The sequence below is a fragment of the Mycobacteroides abscessus ATCC 19977 genome (assembly GCF_000069185.1).
GTDB lineage: Bacteria > Actinomycetota > Actinomycetes > Mycobacteriales > Mycobacteriaceae > Mycobacterium > Mycobacterium abscessus.
In genome coordinates this window covers 3,844,603-3,867,478 of the sequence record NC_010397.1, presented here as the reverse complement: position 1 = coordinate 3,867,478, position 22,876 = coordinate 3,844,603, and the positions used below count along the sequence as shown (strand labels likewise).

The window sequence follows — 22,876 nt, the reverse complement described above, 5'->3', positions numbered from 1 at the left end:
TGTCTGAGGATTTTTTGAAGATCGCAGTCAAGGCTCCGGGCGGCAAGACGGACGGCTCCATCGAGCTGCCGGCCGAATTGTTCGACGCCCCAGCCAACATCGCGTTGCTGCACCAGGTGGTGACCGCTCAGCTGGCCGCAGGCCGTCAGGGCACCCACTCCACCAAGACGCGTGGCCTGGTGTCCGGTGGTGGCAAGAAGCCGTACCGGCAGAAGGGAACCGGACGTGCCCGCCAGGGCTCGACCCGCGCACCGCAGTTCACCGGTGGTGGCATCGTCCACGGCCCGCAGCCGCGTGACTACAGCCAGCGGACCCCCAAGAAGATGATCGCCGCCGCCCTGCGCGGTGCGCTGTCCGACCGGGCTCGCAACGGCCGGATTCACGCCGTCACCGAACTGGTTGCCGGACAGGAGCCCTCGACCAAGAGCGCCAAGTCGTTCCTGGGCGAGATCACCGACCGCAAGCAGCTGCTGGTGGTGCTGGGCCGCGACGATCTGGCTTCGGTCAAGAGCGTCCGGAACCTGCCGAACGTGCACGTGCTGGCCTACGACCAGCTCAACACCTATGACGTGTTGAAGGCCGATGACGTTGTGTTCAGCGTCGAGGCACTCAACGGCTTCATCAACGCCAAGAAGAAAGAGGAGGTGTCGGCCTGATGGCAACCATCGCTGACCCCCGCGACATCATCCTGGCCCCGGTGATCTCGGAGAAGTCGTACTCGTTGATCGAAGACAACGTGTACACCTTCATCGTCCACCCGGACTCGAACAAGACGCAGATCAAGATCGCCATCGAGCAGATCTTCAGCGTCAAGGTCTCCTCGGTGAACACCGCGAACCGTCAGGGCAAGCGCAAGCGCACCCGCACCGGTTTCGGACAGCGCAAGAGCACCAAGCGCGCCATCGTCACCCTGGCACCGGGCAGCAAGCCGATCGACCTGTTTGGAGCCCCCGCGTAGTCGGGGAGTAGAGGACTAGAGAAGACATGGCTATTCGCAAGTACAAGCCGACGACCCCCGGTCGCCGCGGCTCGAGCGTCGCCGATTTCTCGGAGATCACTCGCTCGACTCCCGAGAAGTCGCTCATCCGCCCGCTGCACGGCACCGGTGGACGTAACGCCCACGGCCGCATCACCACTCGCCACAAGGGTGGCGGTCACAAGCGTGCCTACCGGCTGATCGATTTCCGTCGCCACGACAAGGACGGCGTCAACGCCAAGGTCGCGCACATCGAGTACGACCCCAACCGCACCGCGCGCATCGCGCTGCTGCATTTCCTGGATGGCGAGAAGCGGTACATCATCGCGCCGGTCGGGCTGTCGCAAGGTGACGTGGTGGAGTCGGGCGCCAACGCCGACATCAAGCCGGGTAACAACCTGCCGCTGCGCAACATCCCGACGGGTACCACGGTGCACGCCGTCGAGCTGCGTCCGGGCGGTGGCGCCAAGCTGGCTCGCTCTGCCGGTTCCGGTATCCAGCTGCTGGGTAAGGAAGGCGCCTACGCCTCCCTGCGCATGCCCAGCGGTGAGATCCGTCGCGTCGACGTGCGCTGCCGCGCCACCGTCGGCGAGGTCGGCAACGCCGAGCAGGCCAACATCAACTGGGGTAAGGCCGGCCGTATGCGGTGGAAGGGCAAGCGCCCCACCGTCCGTGGTGTCGTGATGAACCCGGTCGACCACCCGCATGGTGGTGGTGAAGGTAAGACCTCTGGTGGTCGTCACCCGGTGAGCCCGTGGGGCAAGCCGGAAGGCCGCACCCGCAAGCCGAACAAGGCGAGCGACAAGCTCATCGTCCGTCGCCGGCGCACCGGCAAGAAGCGCTAGGAGTAAGCGATGCCACGCAGCCTCAAGAAGGGCCCGTTCATCGACGACCATCTGCTCAAGAAGGTCGACGTGCAGAACGAGAAGAACACCAAGCAGGTCATCAAGACCTGGTCGCGTCGGTCGACCATCATCCCCGACTTCATCGGCCACACCTTCGCGGTGCACGACGGGCGTAAGCACGTGCCCGTCTTCGTCACCGAATCGATGGTCGGTCACAAGCTGGGCGAGTTTGCCCCGACGCGCACCTTCAAGGGTCACATCAAGGACGACCGAAAGAGCAAGCGGCGATGACCACTACTACCGAATTTCCTTCGGCGACAGCCAAGGCCCGCTTCGTGCGGGTCTCGCCGACCAAGGCACGCCGGGTCATCGACCTGGTGCGCGGCAAGTCGGTGAATGACGCGATCGACATCCTGCGGTGGGCGCCGCAGGCAGCCAGCGAGCCGGTGGCCAAGGTCATCGCCAGCGCTGCTGCCAACGCGCAGAACAACGATGGCCTGGATCCCTCCACCCTTGTGGTGTCGGAGATCTTCGCCGACGAAGGCCCGACCGCCAAGCGCATCCGTCCCCGCGCGCAGGGTCGCGCGTTCCGGATCCGCAAGCGCACCAGCCACATCACCGTGGTCGTCGAAAGCCGTCCGAAGCAGGAGAAGGGCGGCAAGGCCGGAGCATCCAAGGCTTCGTCCCGCGCTGCGCGCGCGCAGGGTTCCAAGGCCGCCGCCGCCAAGAAGACTGAGTCAAAGGGAGGCACCAGCTAGTGGGCCAGAAGATCAATCCGCACGGCTTCCGGCTCGGTATCACCACCGACTGGAAGTCCCGCTGGTACGCCGACAAGCAGTATGCGGACTATGTCAAGGAAGATGTGGCGATCCGCCGTCTGCTGGCCACCGGCCTGGAGCGTGCCGGTATCGCCAAGGTGGAGATCGAAAGGACTCGCGACAGGGTCCGAGTCGATATCCACACCGCGCGTCCCGGCATCGTCATCGGCCGTCGTGGCACCGAGGCCGACCGCATCCGCGCCGACCTGGAGAAGCTGACCGGCAAGCAGGTCCAGCTGAACATCCTTGAGGTGAAGAACCCCGAGGCCGAGGCACAGCTGGTTGCCCAGGGTGTCGCCGAGCAGCTCTCGAATCGTGTGGCATTCCGCCGTGCGATGCGCAAGGCCATCCAGTCGGCCATGCGTCAGCCGAACGTCAAGGGCATCCGGGTGCAGTGCTCCGGCCGCCTTGGCGGTGCTGAGATGAGCCGCTCGGAGTTCTACCGCGAAGGTCGGGTGCCGCTGCACACGCTGCGTGCCGACATCGACTACGGCCTGTACGAGGCCAAGACCACCTTCGGCCGGATCGGCGTGAAGGTGTGGATCTACAAGGGCGACATCGTCGGTGGTAAGCGTGAGCTCGCCGCCGCCGGAGTTGAGGCTGGCCGCGGCGCTCCCGACCGTCCGCGCCGTGAGCGTCCGGCCGGTACTCGTCCGCGTCGCAGCGGATCCTCGGGTACCACCGCGACGAGCACCGAGGCCGGCCGTGCCGCCGCAGAGACCCCTGCCTCGGACGGTGCGAGCGCACCGTCCGCAGAAACCACGGAGAGCTGAACATGCTGATTCCCCGTAAGGTCAAGCACCGCAAGCAGCATCACCCGAAGAAGAAGGGCACCGCCTCGGGCGGTACCACCGTCGCCTTCGGTGATTACGGCATTCAGGCGCTGGGCCATGCATACATCACCAACCGGCAGATCGAGTCCGCTCGTATCGCCATCAACCGGCACATCAAGCGTGGCGGCAAGGTGTGGATCAACATCTTCCCGGACCGCCCGCTGACCAAGAAGCCCGCCGAAACCCGCATGGGTTCCGGTAAGGGTTCGCCGGAGTGGTGGGTTGCGAACGTCAAGCCCGGTCGTGTGCTGTTCGAGTTGAGCTACCCGAACGAGGAGACCGCCCGTCAGGCTCTGACGCGCGCGATCCACAAGCTGCCGATCAAGGCGCGCATCATCACACGAGAGGAGCAGTTCTGATGACAGTGGGAATTTCCGCTGGCGAACTGCGGGAAAGCACCGAGGAAGAGCTGATCACCAAGCTCCGTGAGTCCAAGGAAGAGCTGTTCAACCTGCGCTTCCAGATGGCCACCGGTCAGCTCGCCAACAACCGTCGGCTGCGTGCGGTGCGCCAGGAGATCGCGCGCATCTACACGGTGATGCGTGAGCGCGAGCTCGGATTGGCCGCAGGACCCGATAGCGAGGACAGCAAGTGAGCGAGAAGAAGACGAGCGCCGGGGCAGCCCCAGGACCACGGCACACCCCGGCCACCGAGCAGCCGCGTGGGCGTCGTAAGACCGCCATCGGTTACGTAGTTTCGGACAAGATGCAGAAGACCATCGTGGTCGAGCTCGAGTCCCGTAACCGGCACTCGCTGTACGGCAAGATCATCCGCACCACGTCGAAGGTCAAGGCCCACGACGAGAACGGCGACGCCGGTGTCGGCGACCGCGTCTCGCTGATGGAGACCCGTCCGACCTCCGCCACCAAGCGGTGGCGTCTGGTCGAGGTCCTCGAGAAGGCCAAGTAAGACCGCGTCATACGCACAAAGCGCGCCGCTCCCGAAAGGGGCGGCGCGCTTTCGCGTTGGCAGCGCAGGATTCGAGGATTAGCGCCGCAAAAAGTCGACGACCGTCTGCTCGAAGGCCTGCTTGGCCTCGATCATCACCCAATGCCCACTGTTGGGGAAGATGTGCAATTCGGCGTTGGGAATGAGCCGCATGGGCACGATCGCCATATCCGGTGGGCTGACCCTGTCGTCGCGCCCCCAGGTCAGCAGTGTCGGGCACTTGATCTTGTGCATCATCGCCCAGTACGGCGGGATGTCGGCATTCGCGAGGAACTGCTGTTGCATCGCAAAGGCTTTGGAGCCGTACATCAATTGCGCGGTCTTGTGCGCGTCCGGGTTGATCGCGGCCTCCCAACGCTCCTCGATGAGCTCGTCGGTGACGACGGCGGGATCCCACACCATGGAGTTGAGCCAGCGGATCAGCTTGTCGCGATCCGGGTTATCGGTGAACTCCTGCAGCAGGCGCAGGCCCTCGCTCGGGCTGGGGCTGAAGATATTCGGTCCGACACCACCGATGGTGACGAGTTTGGTGATGCGGTCGGGGTGCTTGATCGCCAGGTTGATGCCGACGACACCGCCCATCGAGTTGCCGACGACGGCGGCCGAGGAGATGCCGAGGCCGTCCATGAAGCGGATCACCGAGGCACCAGCCGTCAGGACCGGGTGTCCCGGCACTGCGTCGCTCACGCCGAAGCCGGGAAATTCCAGAACGTAGGTGTGGAAATGCTTGGCGAAGACCCCGAGGTTTCCGCGATAGTTGCGCCAACCGGTCACGCCGGGGCCGGACCCGTGCAGCAGGATCAGCGGCTCGCCCTCGCCGGCTGTGCCCGCTTCGTGGTAGCGCAGCGTCCCCTCGTCGGTGGCCAGTTCTCTCTTGGTGCCCTCGTATGTCACGTCCACCAGACAAGAGTAGAACGTGTTTCAGTTTCGGGCGACGCCGGTGTCCACTGAGTGGGTAGGGCGCGCCCGCCGGTTCGGACACTCGGATTAGGCACGAGTAAGGGCGCGGTAAGAGTCGTTTCGGATCGCTTCAAGACTGTGAATGTGGAGGCCGACCTGTCTACGCTGGATGAATGAACCGATACGTCAAGCGTGGATCGGTCGGGGTTTCAATTTTCGCGGTATCCGCGGCGGCCGCGGTGCTCGCCAACCCATCGGAGAACTCTGCGATCGCCGCGGCGGCGGGTTGCCCGGATGTGGATGTGTCCTTCGCCCGCGGCACCAATGATTCGCCGGGGCTGGGCGACGTGGGGAAGGCCTTCACCGACGAACTCACCGACCGGCTGGCCGGTAAGTCCGTCGACATCTACGCGGTGAATTACCCCGCGAGCTTTGACTGGGTGCGGGCCGGCGACGGCGCGAACGACATGAGCTATCACGTCCAGGAAGTGGCCAGAAACTGCCCGAACACACAGTTCGTGCTCGGTGGGTTTTCGCAGGGCGCTGCCGTCGTGGACGTGCTGTTCGGCACGAACGGGACGGGGCTCACCTTCAACAACCCGCTGCCGACGGATCTCGAAAAGCGTGTTGCCGCAATCGTATTGATCGGGAACCCGAAGAACTGGCAGGTCGCCGGCATGAATCTGGACCTGTCGATCAGGGACGACCAGCGCAGCAAGATCATCGACATCTGCAATCCGGGCGACGGGATCTGCGATCCGAACGGCGGTGGTCTGGGTCCGCACATGCAGTACAAGTCCGACGGATCGGCTGACAAGGCGGCCGACTTCGTCGCTGGCCGGCTGGCTGCCGTTGCCGCCAGCAGCAGTGCCGCGGCCGCCTCCAGTAGCACCTCCACGACGGCCTCGGGTGTCCCGGCGTCGACGTCCAAGAGCGCCAATCCGCTGAGCGCTACGACGGCGCCCGCACCGACCTCCGCGTCACCGGCACCGGCGTCGTCGCCCTCGTCCTCCACGCCGAAACCCGTTGCGGCTTCGACGTCCCGGCGGGTGCCCGCCTGGATGATGCCGGCCACCGACGCACCAGCAGCCGAAGTTCCCGCCGCGGTGACCAGCACCATCCCCGCTCCTGACCCGGCGCGCCACGGTCCACTGCCGGGTCCGGGTGGTCAGTAATCCTGCATGGCTGTTTCTGCTGCTGACACGTCGACTCCGTCGGGACGCGCGCAGACGCGCCGCGCGATTTGGAACACCATCAGGGGGTCGTCCGGAAACCTGGTCGAGTGGTACGACGTCTACGTCTACACCGTCTTCGCGATGTACTTCGAGAAGCAATTCTTCGACGACTCGGATCAGAACTCGACGGTCTACGTGTACGCGATCTTCGCGGTCACCTTCATCACCCGGCCCTTGGGATCGTGGTTCTTCGGCCGCTTCGCCGACCGGAACGGCCGCCGCGCCGCGCTGACTCTCAGCGTCTCGCTGATGGCGGCCTGCTCGATGGTCATTGCGCTGGTGCCCTCGCGCGGCAGCATCGGCATGGCCGCACCGATCGTGTTGATCCTGTGCCGGCTGGTTCAGGGATTCGCGACGGGCGGGGAGTACGGCACCTCGGCCACCTACATGTCCGAGGCCGCCACCCGCGAGCGTCGTGGGTTCTTCTCGTCGTTCCAATACGTGACCCTGGTGGGTGGCCACGTGCTCGCCCAATTCACCCTGCTGATCATCCTGACAGTCTTCGATACCGCGCAGGTTCACGAATTCGGTTGGCGCATAGCCTTTGCCACGGGAGGCGTGGCCGCGATCGTCGTGTACTGGCTGCGGCGCACCATGGATGAATCGCTGAGCGAGGAGCAATTGGCCGCCATCAAGGCGGGCGCCGACACCAGCTCGGGATCTATGCGTGAGCTACTCACCCGGTACCGGAAACCGCTGTTGCTGTGCTTCCTGATCACCATGGGGGGCACTCTCGCCTTCTACACCTACAGCGTCAACGCGCCGGCCATCGTGAAGGCCGCCTATAAGGACCAGGCGATGACGGCCACCTGGATCAACTTGGCAGGGCTGATTTTCCTGATGCTGCTGCAGCCCGTCGGCGGCATCATCAGTGACAAGGTGGGGCGCAAGCCGCTGCTGCTGTTTTTCGGCTTTGGCGGTGTCGTCTACACCTATGTCCTCATCACCTATCTGCCGCAGGTGCATGCGCCGATCGTGTCCTTTCTCCTGGTCGCCGTCTCCTATGTGCTCCTGACCGGCTACACCTCGATCAACGCTCTGGTGAAGTCCGAGCTGTTTCCGTCGCATGTGCGCGCACTGGGTGTGGGTGTGGGCTATGCGCTGGCCAACTCGGTGTTCGGCGGGACAGCGCCGCTGATCTATCAGGCGCTCAAGGAGCACGATCAGGTTCCGCTATTCATCGGGTATGTGACGGTGTGCATCGCGATCTCGCTGGTGGTCTACCTGTTCTTCCTCAAGAACAAGTCGCAGACCTACCTGGACCGCGAGCAGGGCTCGGCCTTCAACCGATAGCCCGGCATCGAAACTACGGTTTCTGATGCATCGTGCGAGTGGGTGACGCACAATGCGGCGTGTCGGCGGAGTAAAAGAGCGCCCGGAGGCGCGATTTGGGTTTCACCTGCGTGTTCGCCTACACTGGGCCGGTTGTCTGCGGTGGCCAGCCACCGCAGGCGGCATGACCGCGTGCGTCGGGTCGGAATCCGCCGCACATCCACTTCCAGGTCACGTAGGAGAGACCAGTGATTCAGCAGGAGTCACGGCTGAAGGTCGCCGACAACACCGGTGCCAAGGAAATCTTGTGCATCCGCGTGCTCGGTGGCTCGTCGCGACGCTATGCCGGGATCGGGGACATCATTGTGGCGACCGTCAAGGACGCCATCCCCGGAGGCACCGTCAAGCGTGGTGACGTCGTCAAGGCCGTCGTAGTCCGCACCGTCAAAGAGCGTCGCCGCCCCGATGGCAGCTACATCAAGTTCGATGAGAACGCCGCCGTCATCATCAAGGCCGACAACGACCCGCGTGGCACCCGCATCTTCGGGCCCGTCGGTCGCGAGCTGCGCGACAAGAAGTTCATGAAGATCGTCTCGCTCGCCCCGGAGGTGCTGTAAATGAAGGTGCACAAGGGCGACACCGTTCTCGTCATCGCCGGTAAGGACAAGGGCGCCAAGGGCAAGGTCATCGCGGCCTACCCCGAGCGCAGCCGTGTCCTCGTCGAGGGCGTCAACCGGATCAAGAAGCACACCCCCCAGTCGGCCAACGAGCGCGGCGCATCCTCCGGCGGCATTGTTACGCAGGAGGCCCCCATTCACGTCTCGAACGTGATGGTGATCGACTCCGACGGCCAGCCGACCCGCATCGGCTACCGCGTCGACGAAGAGACCGGCAAGAAGGTCCGAATCTCCCGCCGCAACGGGAAGGACATCTGATGACCACCACAGAAAATGCTCAGCCTCGTCTGAAGACTCGCTACCGCGAGGAGATCAAGACCGCGCTGAACGACGAGTTCAAGTACGCCAACGTGATGCAGATCCCGGGCGTGGTGAAGGTCGTCGTCAACATGGGTGTCGGCGACGCCGCTCGCGACGCCAAGCTCATCAACGGCGCCGTCACCGACCTGGCGCTGATCACCGGTCAGAAGCCGGAAATCCGTAAGGCCCGCAAGTCCATCGCGCAGTTCAAGCTGCGTGAAGGCATGCCGATCGGTGCCCGCGTCACGCTGCGCGGCGACCGCATGTGGGAGTTCCTGGACCGCCTGGTTTCGATCGCACTGCCGCGTATCCGCGACTTCCGCGGCCTGTCGCCCAAGCAGTTCGACGGCAAGGGCAACTACACCTTCGGTCTCACCGAGCAGTCGATGTTCCACGAGATCGACGTGGACTCCATCGACCGCCCGCGGGGCATGGACATCACCGTCGTCACCTCGGCGACCACCGACGACGAGGGACGAGCCCTGCTGCGCCAGCTCGGCTTCCCCTTCAAGGAGAACTGATATGGCAAAGAAGGCTCTGGTCAACAAGGCCGCCAAGAAGCCCAAGTTCGCCGTGCGCGCGTACACCCGGTGCAACCGGTGTGGCCGTCCGCACGCCGTGTTCCGCAAGTTCGGCCTGTGCCGAATCTGCCTGCGGGAGATGGCCCACGCGGGTGAGCTGCCAGGCATCCACAAGAGCAGCTGGTAAGCCAGCACACGTTCGGCACGATAGGCCGGGACTCAACGAGTCCCGGCCTATCGTCGTCTGGAGCCCATTGGGCCCCAGGACCATTACGCTTGCGCGCGTGCACCAGAAACGGAACATGACCCGGCTGCTGGTGGCCGTGTTGGTTGTCCTCGCGGCAGCCGTGTCATGCAGCCCCACCAAGGCGGCGGATCCGACGGTCGTCACCACTCGTGCGGGTGCTGTTCGAGGGCACATCGATGACCAGGTGCGCGTTTTCGCCGCCATCCCGTATGCGGCACCGCCGGTGGGTCCGCGACGCTTCGCCGAGCCGGGCCCCGTCACGCCGTGGCCGGACACGCGTGACGCGACGGGTCCCGGTGTCGAATGTCCGCAGCCGGGGCAAGAAAGCAACCTGCCGCAGACCGAGGACTGTCTGCTACTCACGGTGACCATGCCCCGCCACACCCAGGGGAAGGTGCCGGTGCTGGTGTGGATACACGGCGGCGCTTTCATCGCCGGGAACGGCGTCGACTACAACGCACGGAAGTTGGCCGCCCAGGGCGGAATTGCCGTCGTGACGTTCAACTATCGGTTGGGGACGTTGGGGTTCTTGGCCGCTCCGGGCCTGTCCGGAGGGATCGGCAACTACGGGCTACTGGACCAGGAAGCGGCACTGCGCTGGGTGCGGGACAACATCGCCGAGTTCGGGGGTGACCCCGCACGAGTAACCATTGCCGGCCAATCGGCGGGCGGGGTATCGGTGTGCGACCTGATGGTCTCGCCCCAGGCCAGCGGTCTGTTTCGGTCGGCGATCATGGAAAGCGCGCCTTGTCAGGCACAAGCGCCGGTTTCCTCCGCCGTGCGCGACAGCACCGCCTACGCGGCGGAGGTAGGGTGCCCCGCCGGACCCGACATGGCGCGCTGCCTGCGCGCGCTGTCGGTCGATGCACTGCGGGATTCCCCGCAATTCACCGGTATCGGTCTTCCGGTGAGTCCGGTGATAGGCACGCCTGAGCTTCCGGCGGCGCCCTTGGATGCCTTTACCAGTGGCCTCGCGGCGTCGCCCGTGCCCGTGCTCATCGGCAGTAATGCCAACGAGGCCACGGTGTTTGAGGCCAAGCAGTACCAGCACAGACCCGTGCCCCGCACCGCCGAGGAATATCAGAGTGTGCTCGAAAGCAAGTACGGGACACGCGCAACTGAGCTGGGACGGCGATATCCGCTCGCGGATTTCGACGGAAATGTGCTCGGCGCGCTCGCGGCCATTGATACCGACAACAGCTACGCGTGCCCAACCTTCGCGATGGCGGAGGCGCTGGCCCGAAGGGCGCCGGTGTACGCCTACGAATTCGCCGACCCGGTCGCGCCGGTGGAACAGCAGTATCGTGACGCGCCCTTGCCGCTGGGCGCCTCACACGGTTCGGAACTGGGGTACCTGTTCGACCTGTCCAGGACCATGAATCCGGAATCGGCGGCCTTGTCCACGCAGATGACCAGATACTGGGCGCAGTTCGTGAAGACCGGGAATCCCAATGTTGAGGGCCAGCCCGAATGGCCCGCATATATATCCGGGGGAGCGTTCCAGCGCCTGGCCCCGCCGGCGCCCAGATCCGAGGGCGGCTTCGCCAGTAGGCACCAATGCGGTTACTGGCGGTAGCCGTCTCATGGTTGTGTGCGTGCGGCAGGCGGCGCGTGACATACCCCAGATAGCCACGCCGGGGAGCTGCGAGGTAGGCGCACCGGGCCGCCCACGTCGATGTGGACAGAGGTTGCAATGGCAACATGCCCGACCGCGAAAAGACCCTACTGCGCCATCATGTAGCCGCGGGGGCGAAAGGGGGTTCGGGGTCGGTGGTTCCGGTCGCGGATGCCCACGCCGGACAGTTCGCCGGGACATGCATCCTCGTGGCCGTACAGCAAAACCGAGTGGTGATTCTCGCGACGAACACCGCGCGTTCCTGTGGTGAGCTGGTCCTGTGCCCCGTGTTACCTGGTGGCATCGATTTCATGCGGGGTTCGACCAGCATTCCCGCCGCCGATGTCAGGTCCGGTTCGGTGGTTATCGCCTCCGCGATGACACCTCGCCGCGGGCGAATCTCAATGGCTACAGCCGGAATCGTGCGTCTCATCGCTGAGCACACCTGCCCGTGCGTTCTGCGGGTACCCCTTCGGGGCGCGCGTCGGCGCCCTTGCCGGGCCGGGTGGGGGACCCGGATCAGCAACCTTTGAGACTGTGCCAGAGGCGTCCGGTTGGAGCTCCCGTGTGCTCGGATCGATTCGCCACGATGCGGTTGGATACTTTGCTATCTATTCAGCAGCTTGATCGCTTCATCAGGCTGGAAAAGTTCCCGCGCCGTTGTCTGTGCTGGAGTTGTCTGTGTCACTGTCGCGGATCGCGCAACGGATGGCTGAGTTAGCGGCAGCCGTCCGGCTGGTATACCGTTGTGATGCCGCATTGCTGATAGTCCGGCAGTGGCTCGACAAACTCGCTGATCTAGAGCGTCAGGTGACGGGGGTCGTCGATGAATTCATGTCTGAGCAAATTTTGACGAATGGACACACCGATGCAGGTCTCGCAGGGTCGACGAGGAATCAGCAAGGCGCGCGTGCGCGCAACCGGCGTGGCGGCGCTCACAGCGCTGGCGCTGGTGGCTCTACCCGGTGTGGCCGGCGCAGACCCCGAGGTGCTGCAGTCCAACGATCAGCTCGGCTTGCGCTTCGAGAAGTCCAGTACGCCTCAGCCGGAAGGTGCCACCACCACCGTCACGGTGCGCACCGGCGACGGCAAGGTCGTGCAGACGATCTCGGAGCCGTTCAAGGGCTGGCTCGGCGGTGCCGCCGTTGAGTTGCTCGACATCGATCAGGACGGACGCGACGATCTGCTGGTTCAGGTCGACGCCCGCGTGAAAGACGGCAAGTGGGCCATCTGGCACGCGGTCGGCAGCAACCCGAAGCTGTCGCGCGTGGGCGTGGTGGACGGACATCCGGAAAGTGCCGGACCCGGACTGATCAAGGCCGATACCGAGCAGGGCACCGTCTTCTACGTCATCAAGGGCAACGCTTTGGCGCCCGCGCCGGCTCCCGCTGCCTAATCGCGGGTCTGATGCCGCGTCGTTAGCCAAATGTGCTGTGGTGCACTCTATTAGGTATGCCAGAGGCCTTGCATCCCGTCTTCCAGTCACGCTTCGAGACCGTTCTCGCACGTAACCCCGGGGAGGCGGAGTTTCATCAGGCCGTCTTCGAGGTGATGGCCAGTTTGACGCCTCTGGTTGGCAAGACCCCGGACTACGACCGCTGGTCGATCCTGGAACGCATCTGCGAACCTGAGCGGCAGATCATCTTCCGCGTCCCGTGGATCAGGGACGACGGCGCCGTCGAGATCAACCGCGGTTACCGGGTGGAGTTCAACTCCGCGCTCGGCCCGTACAAGGGCGGCCTGCGCTTTCACCCGAGCGTGAGCCTGTCGATCATCAAGTTCCTCGGCTTCGAGCAGATGTTCAAGAACGCGCTCACCGGGCTCCCGATCGGCGGCGGCAAGGGCGGCTCCGATTTCGACCCCAAGGGCCGCTCAGATGCCGAGATCATGCGCTTCTGTCAGTCCTTCATGACCGAGTTGTACCGGCACATCGGCGAATACACCGATGTGCCGGCCGGTGATATCGGTGTGGGACAGCGCGAGATCGGATACCTCTTCGGGCAGTACAAGCGCGTTACCAATCGCTATGAGTCCGGCGTGCTCACCGGTAAGGGGTTGCCCTGGGGCGGATCTCAGGTGCGCACGGAAGCCACCGGATACGGCGTCGTGCTCTTCGCGCAGGAGATGCTGGCGACCCGTGCACAGTCACTGGACGGCAAGACGGTGGTGGTGTCCGGTGCGGGCAACGTCGCGATCTATGCCGTCGAGAAGGCGCAGCAGCTGGGTGCCAGGGTCATCGCCTGCTCGGACAGCGACGGTTACATCGTCGACGAACGCGGCCTGAACCTGGAACTGCTCAAGGAAATCAAGGAGGTTCGGCGGGGCCGGCTCTCGGAGTACGTCGAAGAACACGGCGGGGGAGCTCGCCAGGTCACCGATGGCAACCTCTGGGAGGTGCCGTGCCAGGTCGCGTTGCCGTGCGCAACCCAGAACGAGCTTGACGGCAAGGACGCCCGCAGGCTGATCGAGAACGGTGTGCAATTGGTCGCCGAGGGCGCCAACATGCCGTGCACGCCGGAGGCGGTGAAGTACTTCCAGGACTCCGGTGTGCTGTATGCGCCGGGCAAGGCATCCAATGCCGGTGGCGTGGCCACGAGTGCGCTGGAGATGCAGCAGAACGCCAGCCGCGATTCGTGGTCCTTTGAACAGACCGAAACGCGTCTGCGGTCGATCATGCGGTCCATCCACACCACCTGTATCGAGACCGCTGATCACTATGGGGACCCGGGGAACTACGTCACCGGCGCCAACCTCGCCGGATATACCCGGGTAGCCGACGCGATGGTCGCCCTCGGCGTCATCTGAGGGCGTTGTTCGCCTTTCGGCGCCGAGCGCGCCGAGGCTGTGTTATCTGTGACGTATGCGCAGGTGCGGCGCTGCGGCGCTGGCAGCGATCGGGGCACTGACGGGTGCCTGGGCGGCACGTGCGGACCGGCCCGAGCCGGTGCCGCTGTACGGCGCCTACGACACGTATCTGGACCATGCGCGGCAGACGTTCGAGGGCAGGCCGGACCCTTCGGCCCCGTCGACGCAGGCGGCGAGCTTCACCACCACCTGTACAGCACAGGGATGCGTCGCACATTGGTTGCGGGTGGCCGAGCTATCCGACAACCCCCATGCCCCCGCACTGTTCGACTACCGATGGAACGGTGATCGGTGGGAATCGTCGGCAGACTATCCGTTCCACTGTGGTGCGGGCGGCACGGTGACGGCCGCCAGGTCCGATTTCCTGATCCCGAACGGTGACGGCAGCTTCTCGGGAGAGCGGACGTTCACGGTGGGAGCGCCGGGCTGCCCGGGGGACGGTCCGGGCACCTACTGGCTGCCCTTCACGCTCACGCCGACGAGTTGAGGAGACTTCTCTCGCCGATTTGGTCCGTACGTCCAGGTCACCTACACTTGACCGGTTGCCTGGGCTTGTCATGCTCACGGCCGGTCGGCAAGTGCTTCCAGATGGATCTGATCGCACTGCTGATGCACGACCCCTGACCGAACCCGGTCAGATACGGAAGATCACTTCGCAGTAGGCCCACGATGCGATGTGCCAGGCCCTCCGCTGGAAACAGGGAACGGGAACCGGCGCAAGCATGCTGCATGGGAACCGCGGCGAGAAAGGTTGATGGACTCTGTCATGACTATGACCGATCCGATCGCAGACTTTCTGACACGTCTGCGCAATGCCAACTCGGCATACCACGATGAGGTGACCCTTCCGCACTCGAAGATCAAGGCCAACATCGCCGAGATCCTCAAGCGCGAGGGCTACATCACCGATTACCGCACCGAGGACGCCCGCGTGGGCAAGAACCTGGTTGTCTCGCTCAAGTACGGCCCCAGCCGTGAGCGCAGCATCGCCGGTCTGCGCCGCGTGTCGAAGCCCGGTCTGCGTGTGTACGCAAAATCCACCAATCTGCCCAAGGTTCTCGGTGGCCTCGGCGTGGCGATCATCTCCACGTCCACTGGCCTGCTCACCGACCGCCAGGCAGCCCGACAGGGCGTGGGCGGCGAAGTCCTCGCGTACGTCTGGTAGGGGAGGACTAAACATGTCGCGTATTGGTAAGCAGCCAGTGCCGGTTCCCGCCGGAGTGGACGTCAACATCGACGGCCAGAACATCTCCGTGAAGGGCTCCAAGGGCACCCTCGAGCTGACAGTGAGCGAGCCGATCTCGGTGTCGCGCAACGACGATGGCGCCATCGTGGTGACCCGTCCGGACGACGAGCGGCGCAACCGCTCGCTGCACGGCCTGTCCCGCACGCTGATCGCCAACCTGGTGACCGGTGTGACCCAGGGTTACACCACCAAGATGGAGATCTTCGGCGTCGGTTACCGCGTGGTGGCCAAGGGATCGAACCTGGAGTTCGCGCTTGGCTACAGCCACCCGGTGCTGATCGAAGCGCCCGAGGGCATCACGTTCGCGGTCGAGACCCCCACCAAGTTCTCGATCAGCGGAATCGACAAGCAGAAGGTTGGCCAGATCTCGGCCAACATCCGCCGCCTGCGTCGTCCCGACCCGTACAAGGGCAAGGGCATTCGCTACGAGGGTGAGCAGATCCGCCGCAAGGTCGGAAAGACAGGTAAGTGACCATGGCTCAAACGAAGACAGAAGCGAAGCAGCACGAGCCCGTCGGCAAGAACATCTCCGAGACGCGTCGCGTCGCCCGGATCCGCCGTCACGCACGTCTGCGCAAGAAGGTGTCCGGTACGGACGCGCGGCCGCGTCTGGTCGTCAATCGTTCGGCCCGCCACATCCATGTGCAGCTGGTCAACGATCTCACCGGTACCACCCTGGCTGCGGCGTCGTCCATCGAGGCCGACGTGCAGGCAGTGGACGGCGACAAGAAGGCACGCAGTGCCCGGGTCGGCCAGCTGATCGCCGAGCGTGCGAAGGCCGCGGGCGTGGACACCGTGGTGTTCGACCGCGGTGGCTACACCTACGGCGGCCGGATTGCCGCACTCGCCGACGCCGCCCGCGAGAACGGGCTGGTGTTCTGATGTTCGGACTTGCTCGGATTTTCCAAGAAGGGACAGCATGATGGCGCAGCGCAATTCGGGCGCTCCCGACAATGCAGGCGGCTCCAACGACGGTCGCGAGGGCGGCCGTGGACGCCGTGACAACCGCGACGACCGTCGTGGTGGGCGTGACAACGCCGAGAAGAGCAACTACCTGGAGCGCGTGGTCACCATCAACCGTGTCTCCAAGGTTGTCAAGGGTGGTCGCCGGTTCAGCTTCACCGCGCTGGTGATCGTCGGCGACGGCCACGGTCTGGTGGGCGTCGGCTACGGCAAGGCCAAGGAAGTTCCGGCCGCCATCGCCAAGGGTGTGGATGAGGCTCGCAAGAACTTCTTCCGTGTTCCGCTCATCGGCGGCACCATCACCCACCCGGTTCAGGGCGAGGATTCGGCCGGTGTCGTCATGCTGCGTCCGGCCTCGGCCGGTACCGGTGTGATCGCCGGTGGTGCTGCCCGTGCGGTGCTGGAATGCGCTGGTGTGCACGACATCCTGGCCAAGTCGCTGGGTAGCGACAACGCCATCAACGTGGTTCACGCAACCGTCGCGGCGCTCAAGCAGCTGCAGCGTCCGGAAGAGGTTGCGGCCCGGCGTGGTCTGCCCATCGAGGATGTGGCACCGGCCGGCATGCTCCGGGCCCGCGCCGAGTTCGCAGCTGCGGCAGCACAGGGAGGCAGCCATGGCTGACGTGAAGATCACCCAGGTGCGCAGCACCATCGGAGCCCGGTGGAAGCAGCGCGAAAGTCTGAAGACACTGGGTCTGCGCAAGATTCGCCAGACCGTTGTCCGTGAGGACAACGCGCAGACCCGCGGCCTGCTCCAGGTGGTTCGCCACCTGGTCACCGTCGAGGATGTGAAGTAATGACCATCAAATTGCACCACCTACGCCCGGCCCCGGGCTCCAAGACCGAGCGCACCCGCGTCGGTCGCGGTGAGGGGTCCAAGGGTAAGACCGCGGGTCGCGGTACCAAGGGCACCAAGGCACGCAAGAACGTGCCGGTGACCTTCGAGGGTGGGCAGATGCCCATCCACATGCGGCTCCCGAAGCTCAAGGGCTTCAAGAACCGCTTCCGCACTGAATACCAGGTAGTGAACGTGGCCGACATCGAGCGGCTGTTCCCCGAGGGTGGCGACGTCACTATCGAGGCCCTGGTTGCCAAGGGTGCGGTTCGCAAGAACGAGCTGGTCAAGGTGCTCGGCAACGGCGACCTCAAGGTCAAGGTGTCGGTCTCGGCCAACAAGTTCAGCGACTCGGCCCGCGAGAAGATCACCGCCGCAGGCGGATCGATCAACGAGGTCTAGTAACCGCTTTCACGAAAGGGCGTCCACCTTCGGGTGGGCGCCCTTTCTCTTTCGGCTGCGCCGAGTGTGAAGCTATTGCGGGAAATCCGGAGAAATCTCGCAATAGCTTCACACTCGGTATCAGGCCAGCTGCGGGATAACCTCGGCGGCAAGGCGTTCCATCTGCTCACGGTCCTCGGCGACATCCTTGCCGACGGGGTTGAGCAGGATCATTTCCGCGCCCGCGTCGGCCACCGCACGCAGGCCTGCCGCCACCTCTTCCGGAGGACCCGACACCGGTACCGCGTCGATGCCCTTCATCTCGCCATAGATCCGGCGCAGTCCCGTCTGCACCCGAGTATGGGCGCGATCCCGGTCGTCGTCGATCATCAGGTAGACCCGTTTGCCGATAGTGAACCGGGCCGGGTCCTTACCCTGGATCGCCAACTCGCGGTGAATGGTCGTCACCTCTTCGGCGAACGCCGCTGTCGTGGAGGAGCCTGCGCCCAGGAATGCGTCGCCAAAACGCACCGCACGGGCCAGCGCGGCCGGCGCATGCCCGCCGAACCAGATGGGTGGATGCGGGCGTTGCACGGGTTTGGGCTGGAATGCCAGATCGGCCACGTCGCGGAAGCGCCCGCGAAAGGTGATGCGTTCCTCGTCAGACCAGGCCAGCTTCATCAGATCCAGTCCCTCGGTGAAGCGTGCGATGAAGGTCTGCTTGTCCACGCCGAACGCCGCGAAATTCCGGGCCCCGCCGCCCGGGGCGACGCCGACGTCCAGGCGCCCATGGCTCAGGCGATCGACGGCGGTGACGGCTGCGGCCAACTGCAGCGGGTCATGTTGCGAGGCAACGAGTACCGCTACCCCCAGACGCAAGCGGGTGGTACAGGCCGCGGCGTAGGCGAGCAGTTCCAGCGGCGCGATGATCGGTGAAGATCCGACGGTCTGTTCCAGTGTCCAGCCGCCGGCGAAGCCAAGCTCTTCGGCGCGCGCCAGATAGTCGCGAACGCCGTCGCCGTCGAAGCTGCCGGTGTCGAACTGGGGTATGGAGATCGAGAAGCGCATGCCACCACGGTACGTGTGGCTAGCGTTTCCGGTAGACGTCGGCGACCCAGGTCTGCTGGCAAAATCTGTCCTGCGCGGACGGCGGATCGATGCCCGCATCGGTCAGCGCCTGATTGCGCGCGGCCGCGCGGCCAGGTGGGCTGTCGTCGTAATCGAAGGAGCACAGCGTGTTTCCGTTGGTGTACCAGATGCGGGCGGGATCGGGCGGATCCGGCCAGTCGGCGGCCTGTACGAAGAGGGAGCCGACCTCGACCACTTTGTCGTCGACAAATCGGTAGAGGGAAACACGCCCCGATCCGGCACCGGTACTGGCGTACAACGCGGTGAAGCGCTCGTCGGTTATCCGGAAATCTGGATAACCGGACATCTGACCTGCCGAGACGAACCGGCCCGAATCCTGCTGTGCCCGCCAGATGTCGAGGGTGTCGCCGGCAGAACCCACGTCACTGACGACGATCAGTTCGTCGCGACCATCTCTATCGAGGTCGGCGAGCAAGGGTGCGGTGCGCTCCGGTTTGTTAACCGGGACGGTAAAGCTCTGGCGCATAATGCCATTGGGCTCATACACCTTGATGGTGATGGGCGGCGTGCCCAACGCTTCGAACGTCAGTTTGGCCGGATCATTCGACCGCAACACACAGTCCAGCGTGGGATCCGGATCGGGCTCGATGGCCTGCGGCTTGATCGAGAAGCACGATGGCAGTGAGTCCAGGCGGCTTGGCGCGGGGCTCGTCGAGGTGGCGGTCCGGTGGATACCGCCGTGGTTACATGCCGTCAGTGCCATGCCTACGGCGAAAAAAGTTGCGGCGTATCGGGTTTTCATGGATTTCTCACCGCGTGCCCTGCCGGTACAAGGTGGCTACCCACGGCTGCAGGCAGAAGTGCTCCTCGGCGTTCGTCTGATCTACACCCGCCGCGCGTAATGCGTCCATGCGTGCTCCCAGTGCCCCCGGCGGATCATCGGACAGGTTCATGGCGCATTTGACGTTGGCGTTGAGGCGCCACTTCGGATCGAGTGGCTTGTTGTCGACCCGTCTTTCGGTGTCCAGTAGCGCCAGTACGGCTAGCTTGTTGTCGACGAACCGGAACAGCGCCGCCACGCCGGCATCGTTGCCGTTGCGCGAGAAGAGTCCGATGAATCGATCGGAGGTCATCCAGAATCGGGGAACGCCGAAAATCGTTCCGGTCATATCGAATTGATCGGAGTTGGGACGAGCGCGCCACACATCCATAAGGTCGCCCGCCGGGTTGCCGGTGGCGGTGACGACCAGCAGTTCCTCGCGCTTGTCCTGGTCGAGATCCTGCAGGAACGGAAGGCGCTGCTGGAAGATCGGATTGGGCACCCTGATGGACTGCAGCTGCGCGCCATTTCCGTTGAACACACGTATGGTCCCGGCGGGCGTGCCGAGTACCTCGAAGACCACGCCGCTGCCATCCGAGGTATGGATGGTGCAGTCCAGCGCCGGATCCGGTTGCCCATTCATGGGCTGCGGTGCGATGGTGTCGCAGGTGGGAAGCCCGGCCAAGCGCGCGGCGTTTTGGTCCGGTGGCGGCGGTGCGTGCTTGGCGTTGGTGATGGTGATGGCCAACAGTTGGTCCAACAAGCCGCCATCCACCTGGTCGGTGCCCGCGACCTCGAACACCAGCGAGCGCACCCGGGCCAGCACGATGCGCTGTCCGCGAACCCCGGACGGTTGCTTGTCGGCGGATGTGTCATCGAGATCCGTGCTCGCGGTCGTGTAGACGTAGGTCTGTACGCCGTCGACCGTCGGGCCGGGGCCGAAGGTGTCGGTGACGTGCCGGTTGCGCACCTCCGGCTTGGCGAAGGCCGGAAACGCCCTGTCGTACTGACCGCATTTCTTGATCCAGTCGGCGGTCAGGGCGAACACGTCGGCGTTCTCGCGTTCCCGGTTCACCGTGACGGTGATGTGGTTACCGGGGGGTTCGGCCTCGTGGTAGGTCGAGGCCGCGTAGTACAGGTTCCAGTCCGACCCGTCGGGGGTTCTCGAAAACGACTTGGAGAAAGGGGCATACAGGCATTCGGGCGGACGTGTCTCACCGTCGGTTTGGCCGTGCATGCCTAGCCCGGAACCGTCGTCGGAGGCGATATCGGGAGCACGAGTCTCGCCGGGGCCAGGGAAGTCGGCGGCCGTCGGCAGCAGACTGGCGAGCTCGGCGTTGTTTCGTCCACCCAGATCCGTGTGGTTGGGATGGAACTTGCCGCGATACTCCGGCGGCAGCGCGGGATAGCTACGAGTGGGCGTCGCGGCCGTCGACGACGTCGATTGCGACGGTGTCAGCTCGCGTGAGCCGGACGTATCCAGGCACCCGGACATCGCAGGTGCCACGGTCAGCGCGAGTAGCGCCGCCAGGTGGGCCGCCTTCCGGACCGTCGTCTTGTCTGCACGTGTCATCGTTGCCCCTCCGCCAGCGAATGGTTCCGACCCTACGCGCCGCGTGGTACGGGAGCACGGATTTGTGGTCGGCGGGATTACCGCATTCGTCGGTACGCTCAAGACATGTTTGCGTTCACCACGCCCACAGACGTCCACGACCTGCTGGCCAAGGTCGACACCGCACGTCATCGGGGAGTGCCGAGGGACTGCATTCTGGAGCTAGACCTGCTTGAGGTGCCGCCGGAGTCGGTCCACCTCGACCCGTTGGGTCTGGTGCTCTCGGGTGGGAGCAGACCACTGTCGCTGCGGCACACCATCGCCGCCATCCACCGCGCCATCGAGGATCCGCGGGTGGCTGGGCTGATCGCTCGGGTACAGATACCGCCGGCCGCGGCTGGCGCCGTCCAGGAGTTGCGGGCCGCTATCGAGGCGTTCAGCGCCGTCAAACCCAGCCTGGCATGGTCAGAGACGTATCCGAGCACGCTTGCCTATTACCTTGCGTCGGCGTTCGGCGAGGTGTGGATGCAACCGTCCGGAACGGTGGGGCTCATCGGATTCGCGGCCAAGGGCACGTTCCTGCGCGGTGCGCTCGACAAGGCCGGCGTAGAGGCACAGTTCCTCACCCGTGGCCAATACAAGTCGGCGGCAAATCTTTTCACCGAAGACGGCTACACCGACGCGCAGCGGGAGGCCGATGGACGATTGCTGGAGAGCCTGTCGGAACAGGTTCGGGACAGTGTGGCGGTGTCGCGCAAGCTCGACCCCGCCGAAGTGGATGCCCTGGCGGACCGGGCGCCGCTGCGTCGTACCGATGCGGTCGCCGGTGGATTGGTAGACCGCATCGGCTATCGCGATGAGGCCTACGCGCGTATTGGTGAGCTCATCGGCCTGCAAGATGACAGGGATCCTCCGCTGCTGTATTTGGCGCGTTACGCCCGTGCCACCAAGCCGCAAGTACCCAGCCTGTCGTCGCTCCCGGGGCGCCCGTCGCGGCCGGCCATCGGCGTAGTGACGCTGGCGGGCCCCATCGTGAGCGGCCGCAGCGGCCCACGGCTTTTTCCACCGGGACCGGCCAGTGGTGGTGATGTGATTGCCGAGGCGCTCCGCGATGCCGTCGCCGACGATTCGGTCGCCGCCATAGTGCTGCGGGTAGACAGTCCCGGCGGTTCGGTCAACGGTTCGGAAACCATTTGGCGGGAGGTAGTCCGCGCGCGTGAGGCGGGTAAACCTGTCGTGGTGTCCATGGGTTCGGTGGCGGGTTCGGGCGGTTACTACGTCGCCATGTCAGCCGATGCGATCATCGCCAACCCGGGTACCGTCACCGGGTCCATCGGCGTGCTGACCGGAAAGTTCATCACCAAGGGTCTCAAGGAGAAGCTCGGCGTCGGTTCGGACAGCTTGCGCACCAACGCCAATGCCGACGCATGGTCGAGTAACGAACCGTTCACCGACGAGCAGCGCGATCTTGTCGAGGCCGAGATCGACATGCATTACGAAGACTTCGTGCAGCGGGTCGCCGACGGACGCAATCTGACCGTCGATGCCGTCAAAGCAGTTGCCCAGGGCAGGATCTGGTCTGGCAAGGACGCGTTGGAGCACGGATTGGTCGACGAGCTCGGCGGCTTCCGGGAGGCAGTGGCAAAGGCCAAGCAGCTCGCGGACATCGGTGCCGACGACAATGTCCGGATCGCGAACTTCCCGAGCTCGCCGCTGTCGTCGCTGCTGCGGCAGCGGTCATCGTCGCAGCCGGCCGCGGCGGCCGTCACTGACGCGGTACTGGGCCGGGTGGCGCAGCTGGCGGTGGAGACGGTGCAGCGTGCTCAGCGAACCCTCGGCAGCGCGCAGGCGATGATGTTGGGCGACTACCGCTTTTAGTGCCCCAGCGCGTTTCGCCTGGGCGGGGGCCCGCACCCGCTAACGTGTCGTGTGCAGGCG

At 64.8% G+C, this 22,876-nt stretch carries 31 protein-coding genes; 27 read left to right on the top strand and 4 right to left on the bottom strand.

Annotated features, from left to right (window positions below):
* Positions 1–14 precede the first annotated feature (14 nt).
* The 9 genes from rplD to rpsQ are packed head-to-tail and all read left to right on the top strand — an operon-like array spanning position 15 to position 4,381.
* Positions 15–656, top strand: coding sequence for a 50S ribosomal protein L4 (gene rplD, locus MAB_RS19355; RefSeq protein ID WP_005077603.1), 642 nt, complete (start codon positions 15–17; stop codon positions 654–656).
* Entirely contained in the window at positions 656–958 is a 303-nt protein-coding gene (gene rplW / locus MAB_RS19350; RefSeq protein WP_005055645.1) for a 50S ribosomal protein L23, read from the top strand. Before rplD ends, rplW begins: the two co-directional genes overlap by 1 nt.
* 26 nt (positions 959–984) lie before the next feature.
* Positions 985–1,821, top strand: a complete 837-nt coding sequence (gene rplB / locus MAB_RS19345; protein WP_005055646.1) for a 50S ribosomal protein L2 — start codon at positions 985–987, stop codon at positions 1,819–1,821.
* A gap of 9 nt (positions 1,822–1,830) precedes the next feature.
* Entirely contained in the window at positions 1,831–2,112 is a 282-nt protein-coding gene (gene rpsS, locus MAB_RS19340; RefSeq protein WP_005055647.1) for a 30S ribosomal protein S19, read from the top strand.
* Positions 2,109–2,579, top strand: coding sequence for a 50S ribosomal protein L22 (gene rplV, locus MAB_RS19335; RefSeq protein ID WP_005055650.1), 471 nt, complete (start codon positions 2,109–2,111; stop codon positions 2,577–2,579). Before rpsS ends, rplV begins: the two co-directional genes overlap by 4 nt.
* A complete protein-coding gene (gene rpsC, locus MAB_RS19330) occupies positions 2,579–3,412 on the top strand; it encodes a 30S ribosomal protein S3 (RefSeq protein WP_005080488.1) in 834 nt (277 codons plus the stop codon). Before rplV ends, rpsC begins: the two co-directional genes overlap by 1 nt.
* A gap of 2 nt (positions 3,413–3,414) precedes the next feature.
* Entirely contained in the window at positions 3,415–3,831 is a 417-nt protein-coding gene (rplP, locus tag MAB_RS19325; protein WP_005055656.1) for a 50S ribosomal protein L16, read from the top strand.
* On the top strand, positions 3,831–4,067 hold the full coding sequence (rpmC, locus tag MAB_RS19320; protein WP_005080491.1) for a 50S ribosomal protein L29: 237 nt from the start codon (positions 3,831–3,833) through the stop codon (positions 4,065–4,067). The genes rplP and rpmC overlap by 1 nt, the downstream gene beginning before the upstream one ends.
* Positions 4,064–4,381: a 30S ribosomal protein S17 gene (gene rpsQ / locus MAB_RS19315; protein WP_005055665.1), complete on the top strand. Its 318-nt coding sequence runs from the start codon at positions 4,064–4,066 to the stop codon at positions 4,379–4,381. The genes rpmC and rpsQ overlap by 4 nt, the downstream gene beginning before the upstream one ends.
* 78 nt (positions 4,382–4,459) lie before the next feature.
* Here the strand turns inward: rpsQ and MAB_RS19310 are convergent, their stop codons facing one another.
* Positions 4,460–5,320, bottom strand: a complete 861-nt coding sequence (locus tag MAB_RS19310) for an alpha/beta fold hydrolase (RefSeq protein WP_005055673.1) — start codon at positions 5,318–5,320, stop codon at positions 4,460–4,462.
* 173 nt (positions 5,321–5,493) lie between these two features.
* On the opposite strand from MAB_RS19310, the gene MAB_RS19305 reads away from it, so the two are divergent.
* From MAB_RS19305 to rplO, 17 genes are all read left to right on the top strand, one after another.
* Positions 5,494–6,495, top strand: a complete 1,002-nt coding sequence (locus MAB_RS19305) for a cutinase family protein (RefSeq protein WP_005094516.1) — start codon at positions 5,494–5,496, stop codon at positions 6,493–6,495.
* A 6-nt stretch (positions 6,496–6,501) separates the two neighbouring features.
* On the top strand, positions 6,502–7,848 hold the full coding sequence (locus MAB_RS19300) for an MFS transporter (protein WP_005089046.1): 1,347 nt from the start codon (positions 6,502–6,504) through the stop codon (positions 7,846–7,848).
* A 227-nt stretch (positions 7,849–8,075) separates the two neighbouring features.
* Positions 8,076–8,444 carry a 50S ribosomal protein L14 gene (rplN, locus tag MAB_RS19295; protein WP_005055680.1) on the top strand — a complete coding sequence of 123 codons (369 nt, stop codon included), beginning with the start codon at positions 8,076–8,078 and terminating at the stop codon, positions 8,442–8,444.
* Positions 8,445–8,762, top strand: a complete 318-nt coding sequence (gene rplX, locus MAB_RS19290; protein ID WP_005055682.1) for a 50S ribosomal protein L24 — start codon at positions 8,445–8,447, stop codon at positions 8,760–8,762.
* The gene (rplE, locus tag MAB_RS19285; RefSeq protein WP_005055683.1) at positions 8,762–9,325 is read left to right on the top strand and encodes a 50S ribosomal protein L5; all 564 of its coding nucleotides are present in this window, start codon (positions 8,762–8,764) and stop codon (positions 9,323–9,325) included. The genes rplX and rplE overlap by 1 nt, the downstream gene beginning before the upstream one ends.
* Position 9,326: 1 nt before the next feature.
* The gene (locus MAB_RS19280; protein WP_005055692.1) at positions 9,327–9,512 is read left to right on the top strand and encodes a type Z 30S ribosomal protein S14; all 186 of its coding nucleotides are present in this window, start codon (positions 9,327–9,329) and stop codon (positions 9,510–9,512) included.
* A gap of 115 nt (positions 9,513–9,627) precedes the next feature.
* The gene (locus MAB_RS19275; RefSeq protein ID WP_005080499.1) at positions 9,628–11,148 is read left to right on the top strand and encodes a carboxylesterase/lipase family protein; all 1,521 of its coding nucleotides are present in this window, start codon (positions 9,628–9,630) and stop codon (positions 11,146–11,148) included.
* Positions 11,149–11,273: 125 nt separating this feature from the next.
* Positions 11,274–11,720, top strand: a complete 447-nt coding sequence (locus tag MAB_RS25430; protein WP_005094512.1) for a hypothetical protein — start codon at positions 11,274–11,276, stop codon at positions 11,718–11,720.
* A gap of 335 nt (positions 11,721–12,055) precedes the next feature.
* Positions 12,056–12,583 carry a hypothetical protein gene (locus MAB_RS19265; protein WP_005094509.1) on the top strand — a complete coding sequence of 176 codons (528 nt, stop codon included), beginning with the start codon at positions 12,056–12,058 and terminating at the stop codon, positions 12,581–12,583.
* 56 nt (positions 12,584–12,639) lie between these two features.
* Positions 12,640–13,992, top strand: a complete 1,353-nt coding sequence (gdhA, locus tag MAB_RS19260; RefSeq protein ID WP_005080503.1) for an NADP-specific glutamate dehydrogenase — start codon at positions 12,640–12,642, stop codon at positions 13,990–13,992.
* 55 nt (positions 13,993–14,047) lie between these two features.
* Complete coding sequence (locus MAB_RS19255; protein WP_005089050.1) at positions 14,048–14,539, top strand: MBOE_33420 family protein; 492 nt, start codon at positions 14,048–14,050, stop codon at positions 14,537–14,539.
* Between the two features lie 279 nt (positions 14,540–14,818).
* Positions 14,819–15,217 (top strand): 30S ribosomal protein S8, encoded by a 399-nt coding sequence (rpsH, locus tag MAB_RS19250; protein ID WP_005055710.1) that lies wholly within the window; start codon positions 14,819–14,821, stop codon positions 15,215–15,217.
* Between the two features lie 13 nt (positions 15,218–15,230).
* Entirely contained in the window at positions 15,231–15,770 is a 540-nt protein-coding gene (rplF, locus tag MAB_RS19245) for a 50S ribosomal protein L6 (RefSeq protein WP_005055712.1), read from the top strand.
* A gap of 2 nt (positions 15,771–15,772) precedes the next feature.
* Positions 15,773–16,180: a 50S ribosomal protein L18 gene (rplR, locus tag MAB_RS19240; protein ID WP_005080509.1), complete on the top strand. Its 408-nt coding sequence runs from the start codon at positions 15,773–15,775 to the stop codon at positions 16,178–16,180.
* Positions 16,181–16,217: 37 nt separating this feature from the next.
* Positions 16,218–16,883, top strand: a complete 666-nt coding sequence (gene rpsE, locus MAB_RS19235) for a 30S ribosomal protein S5 (RefSeq protein WP_005055717.1) — start codon at positions 16,218–16,220, stop codon at positions 16,881–16,883.
* Positions 16,876–17,058 (top strand): 50S ribosomal protein L30, encoded by a 183-nt coding sequence (rpmD, locus tag MAB_RS19230; protein ID WP_005055719.1) that lies wholly within the window; start codon positions 16,876–16,878, stop codon positions 17,056–17,058. The genes rpsE and rpmD overlap by 8 nt, the downstream gene beginning before the upstream one ends.
* Entirely contained in the window at positions 17,058–17,498 is a 441-nt protein-coding gene (gene rplO, locus MAB_RS19225; protein ID WP_005055720.1) for a 50S ribosomal protein L15, read from the top strand. The genes rpmD and rplO overlap by 1 nt, the downstream gene beginning before the upstream one ends.
* 120 nt (positions 17,499–17,618) lie before the next feature.
* On the opposite strand, the gene MAB_RS19220 is transcribed toward rplO, so the two are convergent.
* The 3 genes from MAB_RS19220 to MAB_RS19210 are packed head-to-tail and all read right to left on the bottom strand — an operon-like array spanning position 17,619 to position 20,959.
* Positions 17,619–18,545 (bottom strand): LLM class flavin-dependent oxidoreductase, encoded by a 927-nt coding sequence (locus MAB_RS19220; protein WP_005112020.1) that lies wholly within the window; start codon positions 18,543–18,545, stop codon positions 17,619–17,621.
* 19 nt (positions 18,546–18,564) lie between these two features.
* On the bottom strand, positions 18,565–19,368 hold the full coding sequence (locus MAB_RS19215) for a hypothetical protein (protein WP_005080514.1): 804 nt from the start codon (positions 19,366–19,368) through the stop codon (positions 18,565–18,567).
* Positions 19,369–19,375: 7 nt separating this feature from the next.
* Positions 19,376–20,959, bottom strand: coding sequence for a sensor domain-containing protein (locus MAB_RS19210; protein ID WP_005094503.1), 1,584 nt, complete (start codon positions 20,957–20,959; stop codon positions 19,376–19,378).
* A gap of 105 nt (positions 20,960–21,064) precedes the next feature.
* On the opposite strand from MAB_RS19210, the gene sppA reads away from it, so the two are divergent.
* Complete coding sequence (sppA, locus tag MAB_RS19205) at positions 21,065–22,816, top strand: signal peptide peptidase SppA (RefSeq protein ID WP_005080518.1); 1,752 nt, start codon at positions 21,065–21,067, stop codon at positions 22,814–22,816.
* The last annotated feature ends 60 nt before the right edge of the window (positions 22,817–22,876 follow it).

Coding starts and splice junctions, on each gene's coding strand:
- rplW (WP_005055645.1), top strand. CDS start 656: ATGGCAACCATCGCTGACCCCCGCGACATCATCCTGGCCCCGGTGATC.
- rplB (WP_005055646.1), top strand. CDS start 985: ATGGCTATTCGCAAGTACAAGCCGACGACCCCCGGTCGCCGCGGCTCG.
- rpsS (WP_005055647.1), top strand. CDS start 1,831: ATGCCACGCAGCCTCAAGAAGGGCCCGTTCATCGACGACCATCTGCTC.
- rplV (WP_005055650.1), top strand. CDS start 2,109: ATGACCACTACTACCGAATTTCCTTCGGCGACAGCCAAGGCCCGCTTC.
- rplP (WP_005055656.1), top strand. CDS start 3,415: ATGCTGATTCCCCGTAAGGTCAAGCACCGCAAGCAGCATCACCCGAAG.
- rpmC (WP_005080491.1), top strand. CDS start 3,831: ATGACAGTGGGAATTTCCGCTGGCGAACTGCGGGAAAGCACCGAGGAA.
- MAB_RS19305 (WP_005094516.1), top strand. CDS start 5,494: ATGAACCGATACGTCAAGCGTGGATCGGTCGGGGTTTCAATTTTCGCG.
- MAB_RS19300 (WP_005089046.1), top strand. CDS start 6,502: ATGGCTGTTTCTGCTGCTGACACGTCGACTCCGTCGGGACGCGCGCAG.
- rplX (WP_005055682.1), top strand. CDS start 8,445: ATGAAGGTGCACAAGGGCGACACCGTTCTCGTCATCGCCGGTAAGGAC.
- rplE (WP_005055683.1), top strand. CDS start 8,762: ATGACCACCACAGAAAATGCTCAGCCTCGTCTGAAGACTCGCTACCGC.
- MAB_RS19280 (WP_005055692.1), top strand. CDS start 9,327: ATGGCAAAGAAGGCTCTGGTCAACAAGGCCGCCAAGAAGCCCAAGTTC.
- MAB_RS19275 (WP_005080499.1), top strand. CDS start 9,628: ATGACCCGGCTGCTGGTGGCCGTGTTGGTTGTCCTCGCGGCAGCCGTG.
- MAB_RS25430 (WP_005094512.1), top strand. CDS start 11,274: ATGCCCGACCGCGAAAAGACCCTACTGCGCCATCATGTAGCCGCGGGG.
- MAB_RS19265 (WP_005094509.1), top strand. CDS start 12,056: ATGCAGGTCTCGCAGGGTCGACGAGGAATCAGCAAGGCGCGCGTGCGC.
- gdhA (WP_005080503.1), top strand. CDS start 12,640: ATGCCAGAGGCCTTGCATCCCGTCTTCCAGTCACGCTTCGAGACCGTT.
- MAB_RS19255 (WP_005089050.1), top strand. CDS start 14,048: ATGCGCAGGTGCGGCGCTGCGGCGCTGGCAGCGATCGGGGCACTGACG.
- rpsH (WP_005055710.1), top strand. CDS start 14,819: ATGACTATGACCGATCCGATCGCAGACTTTCTGACACGTCTGCGCAAT.
- rplF (WP_005055712.1), top strand. CDS start 15,231: ATGTCGCGTATTGGTAAGCAGCCAGTGCCGGTTCCCGCCGGAGTGGAC.
- rplR (WP_005080509.1), top strand. CDS start 15,773: ATGGCTCAAACGAAGACAGAAGCGAAGCAGCACGAGCCCGTCGGCAAG.
- rpsE (WP_005055717.1), top strand. CDS start 16,218: ATGATGGCGCAGCGCAATTCGGGCGCTCCCGACAATGCAGGCGGCTCC.
- rpmD (WP_005055719.1), top strand. CDS start 16,876: ATGGCTGACGTGAAGATCACCCAGGTGCGCAGCACCATCGGAGCCCGG.
- rplO (WP_005055720.1), top strand. CDS start 17,058: ATGACCATCAAATTGCACCACCTACGCCCGGCCCCGGGCTCCAAGACC.
- MAB_RS19220 (WP_005112020.1), bottom strand. CDS start 18,545: ATGCGCTTCTCGATCTCCATACCCCAGTTCGACACCGGCAGCTTCGAC.
- MAB_RS19215 (WP_005080514.1), bottom strand. CDS start 19,368: ATGAAAACCCGATACGCCGCAACTTTTTTCGCCGTAGGCATGGCACTG.
- MAB_RS19210 (WP_005094503.1), bottom strand. CDS start 20,959: ATGACACGTGCAGACAAGACGACGGTCCGGAAGGCGGCCCACCTGGCG.
- sppA (WP_005080518.1), top strand. CDS start 21,065: ATGTTTGCGTTCACCACGCCCACAGACGTCCACGACCTGCTGGCCAAG.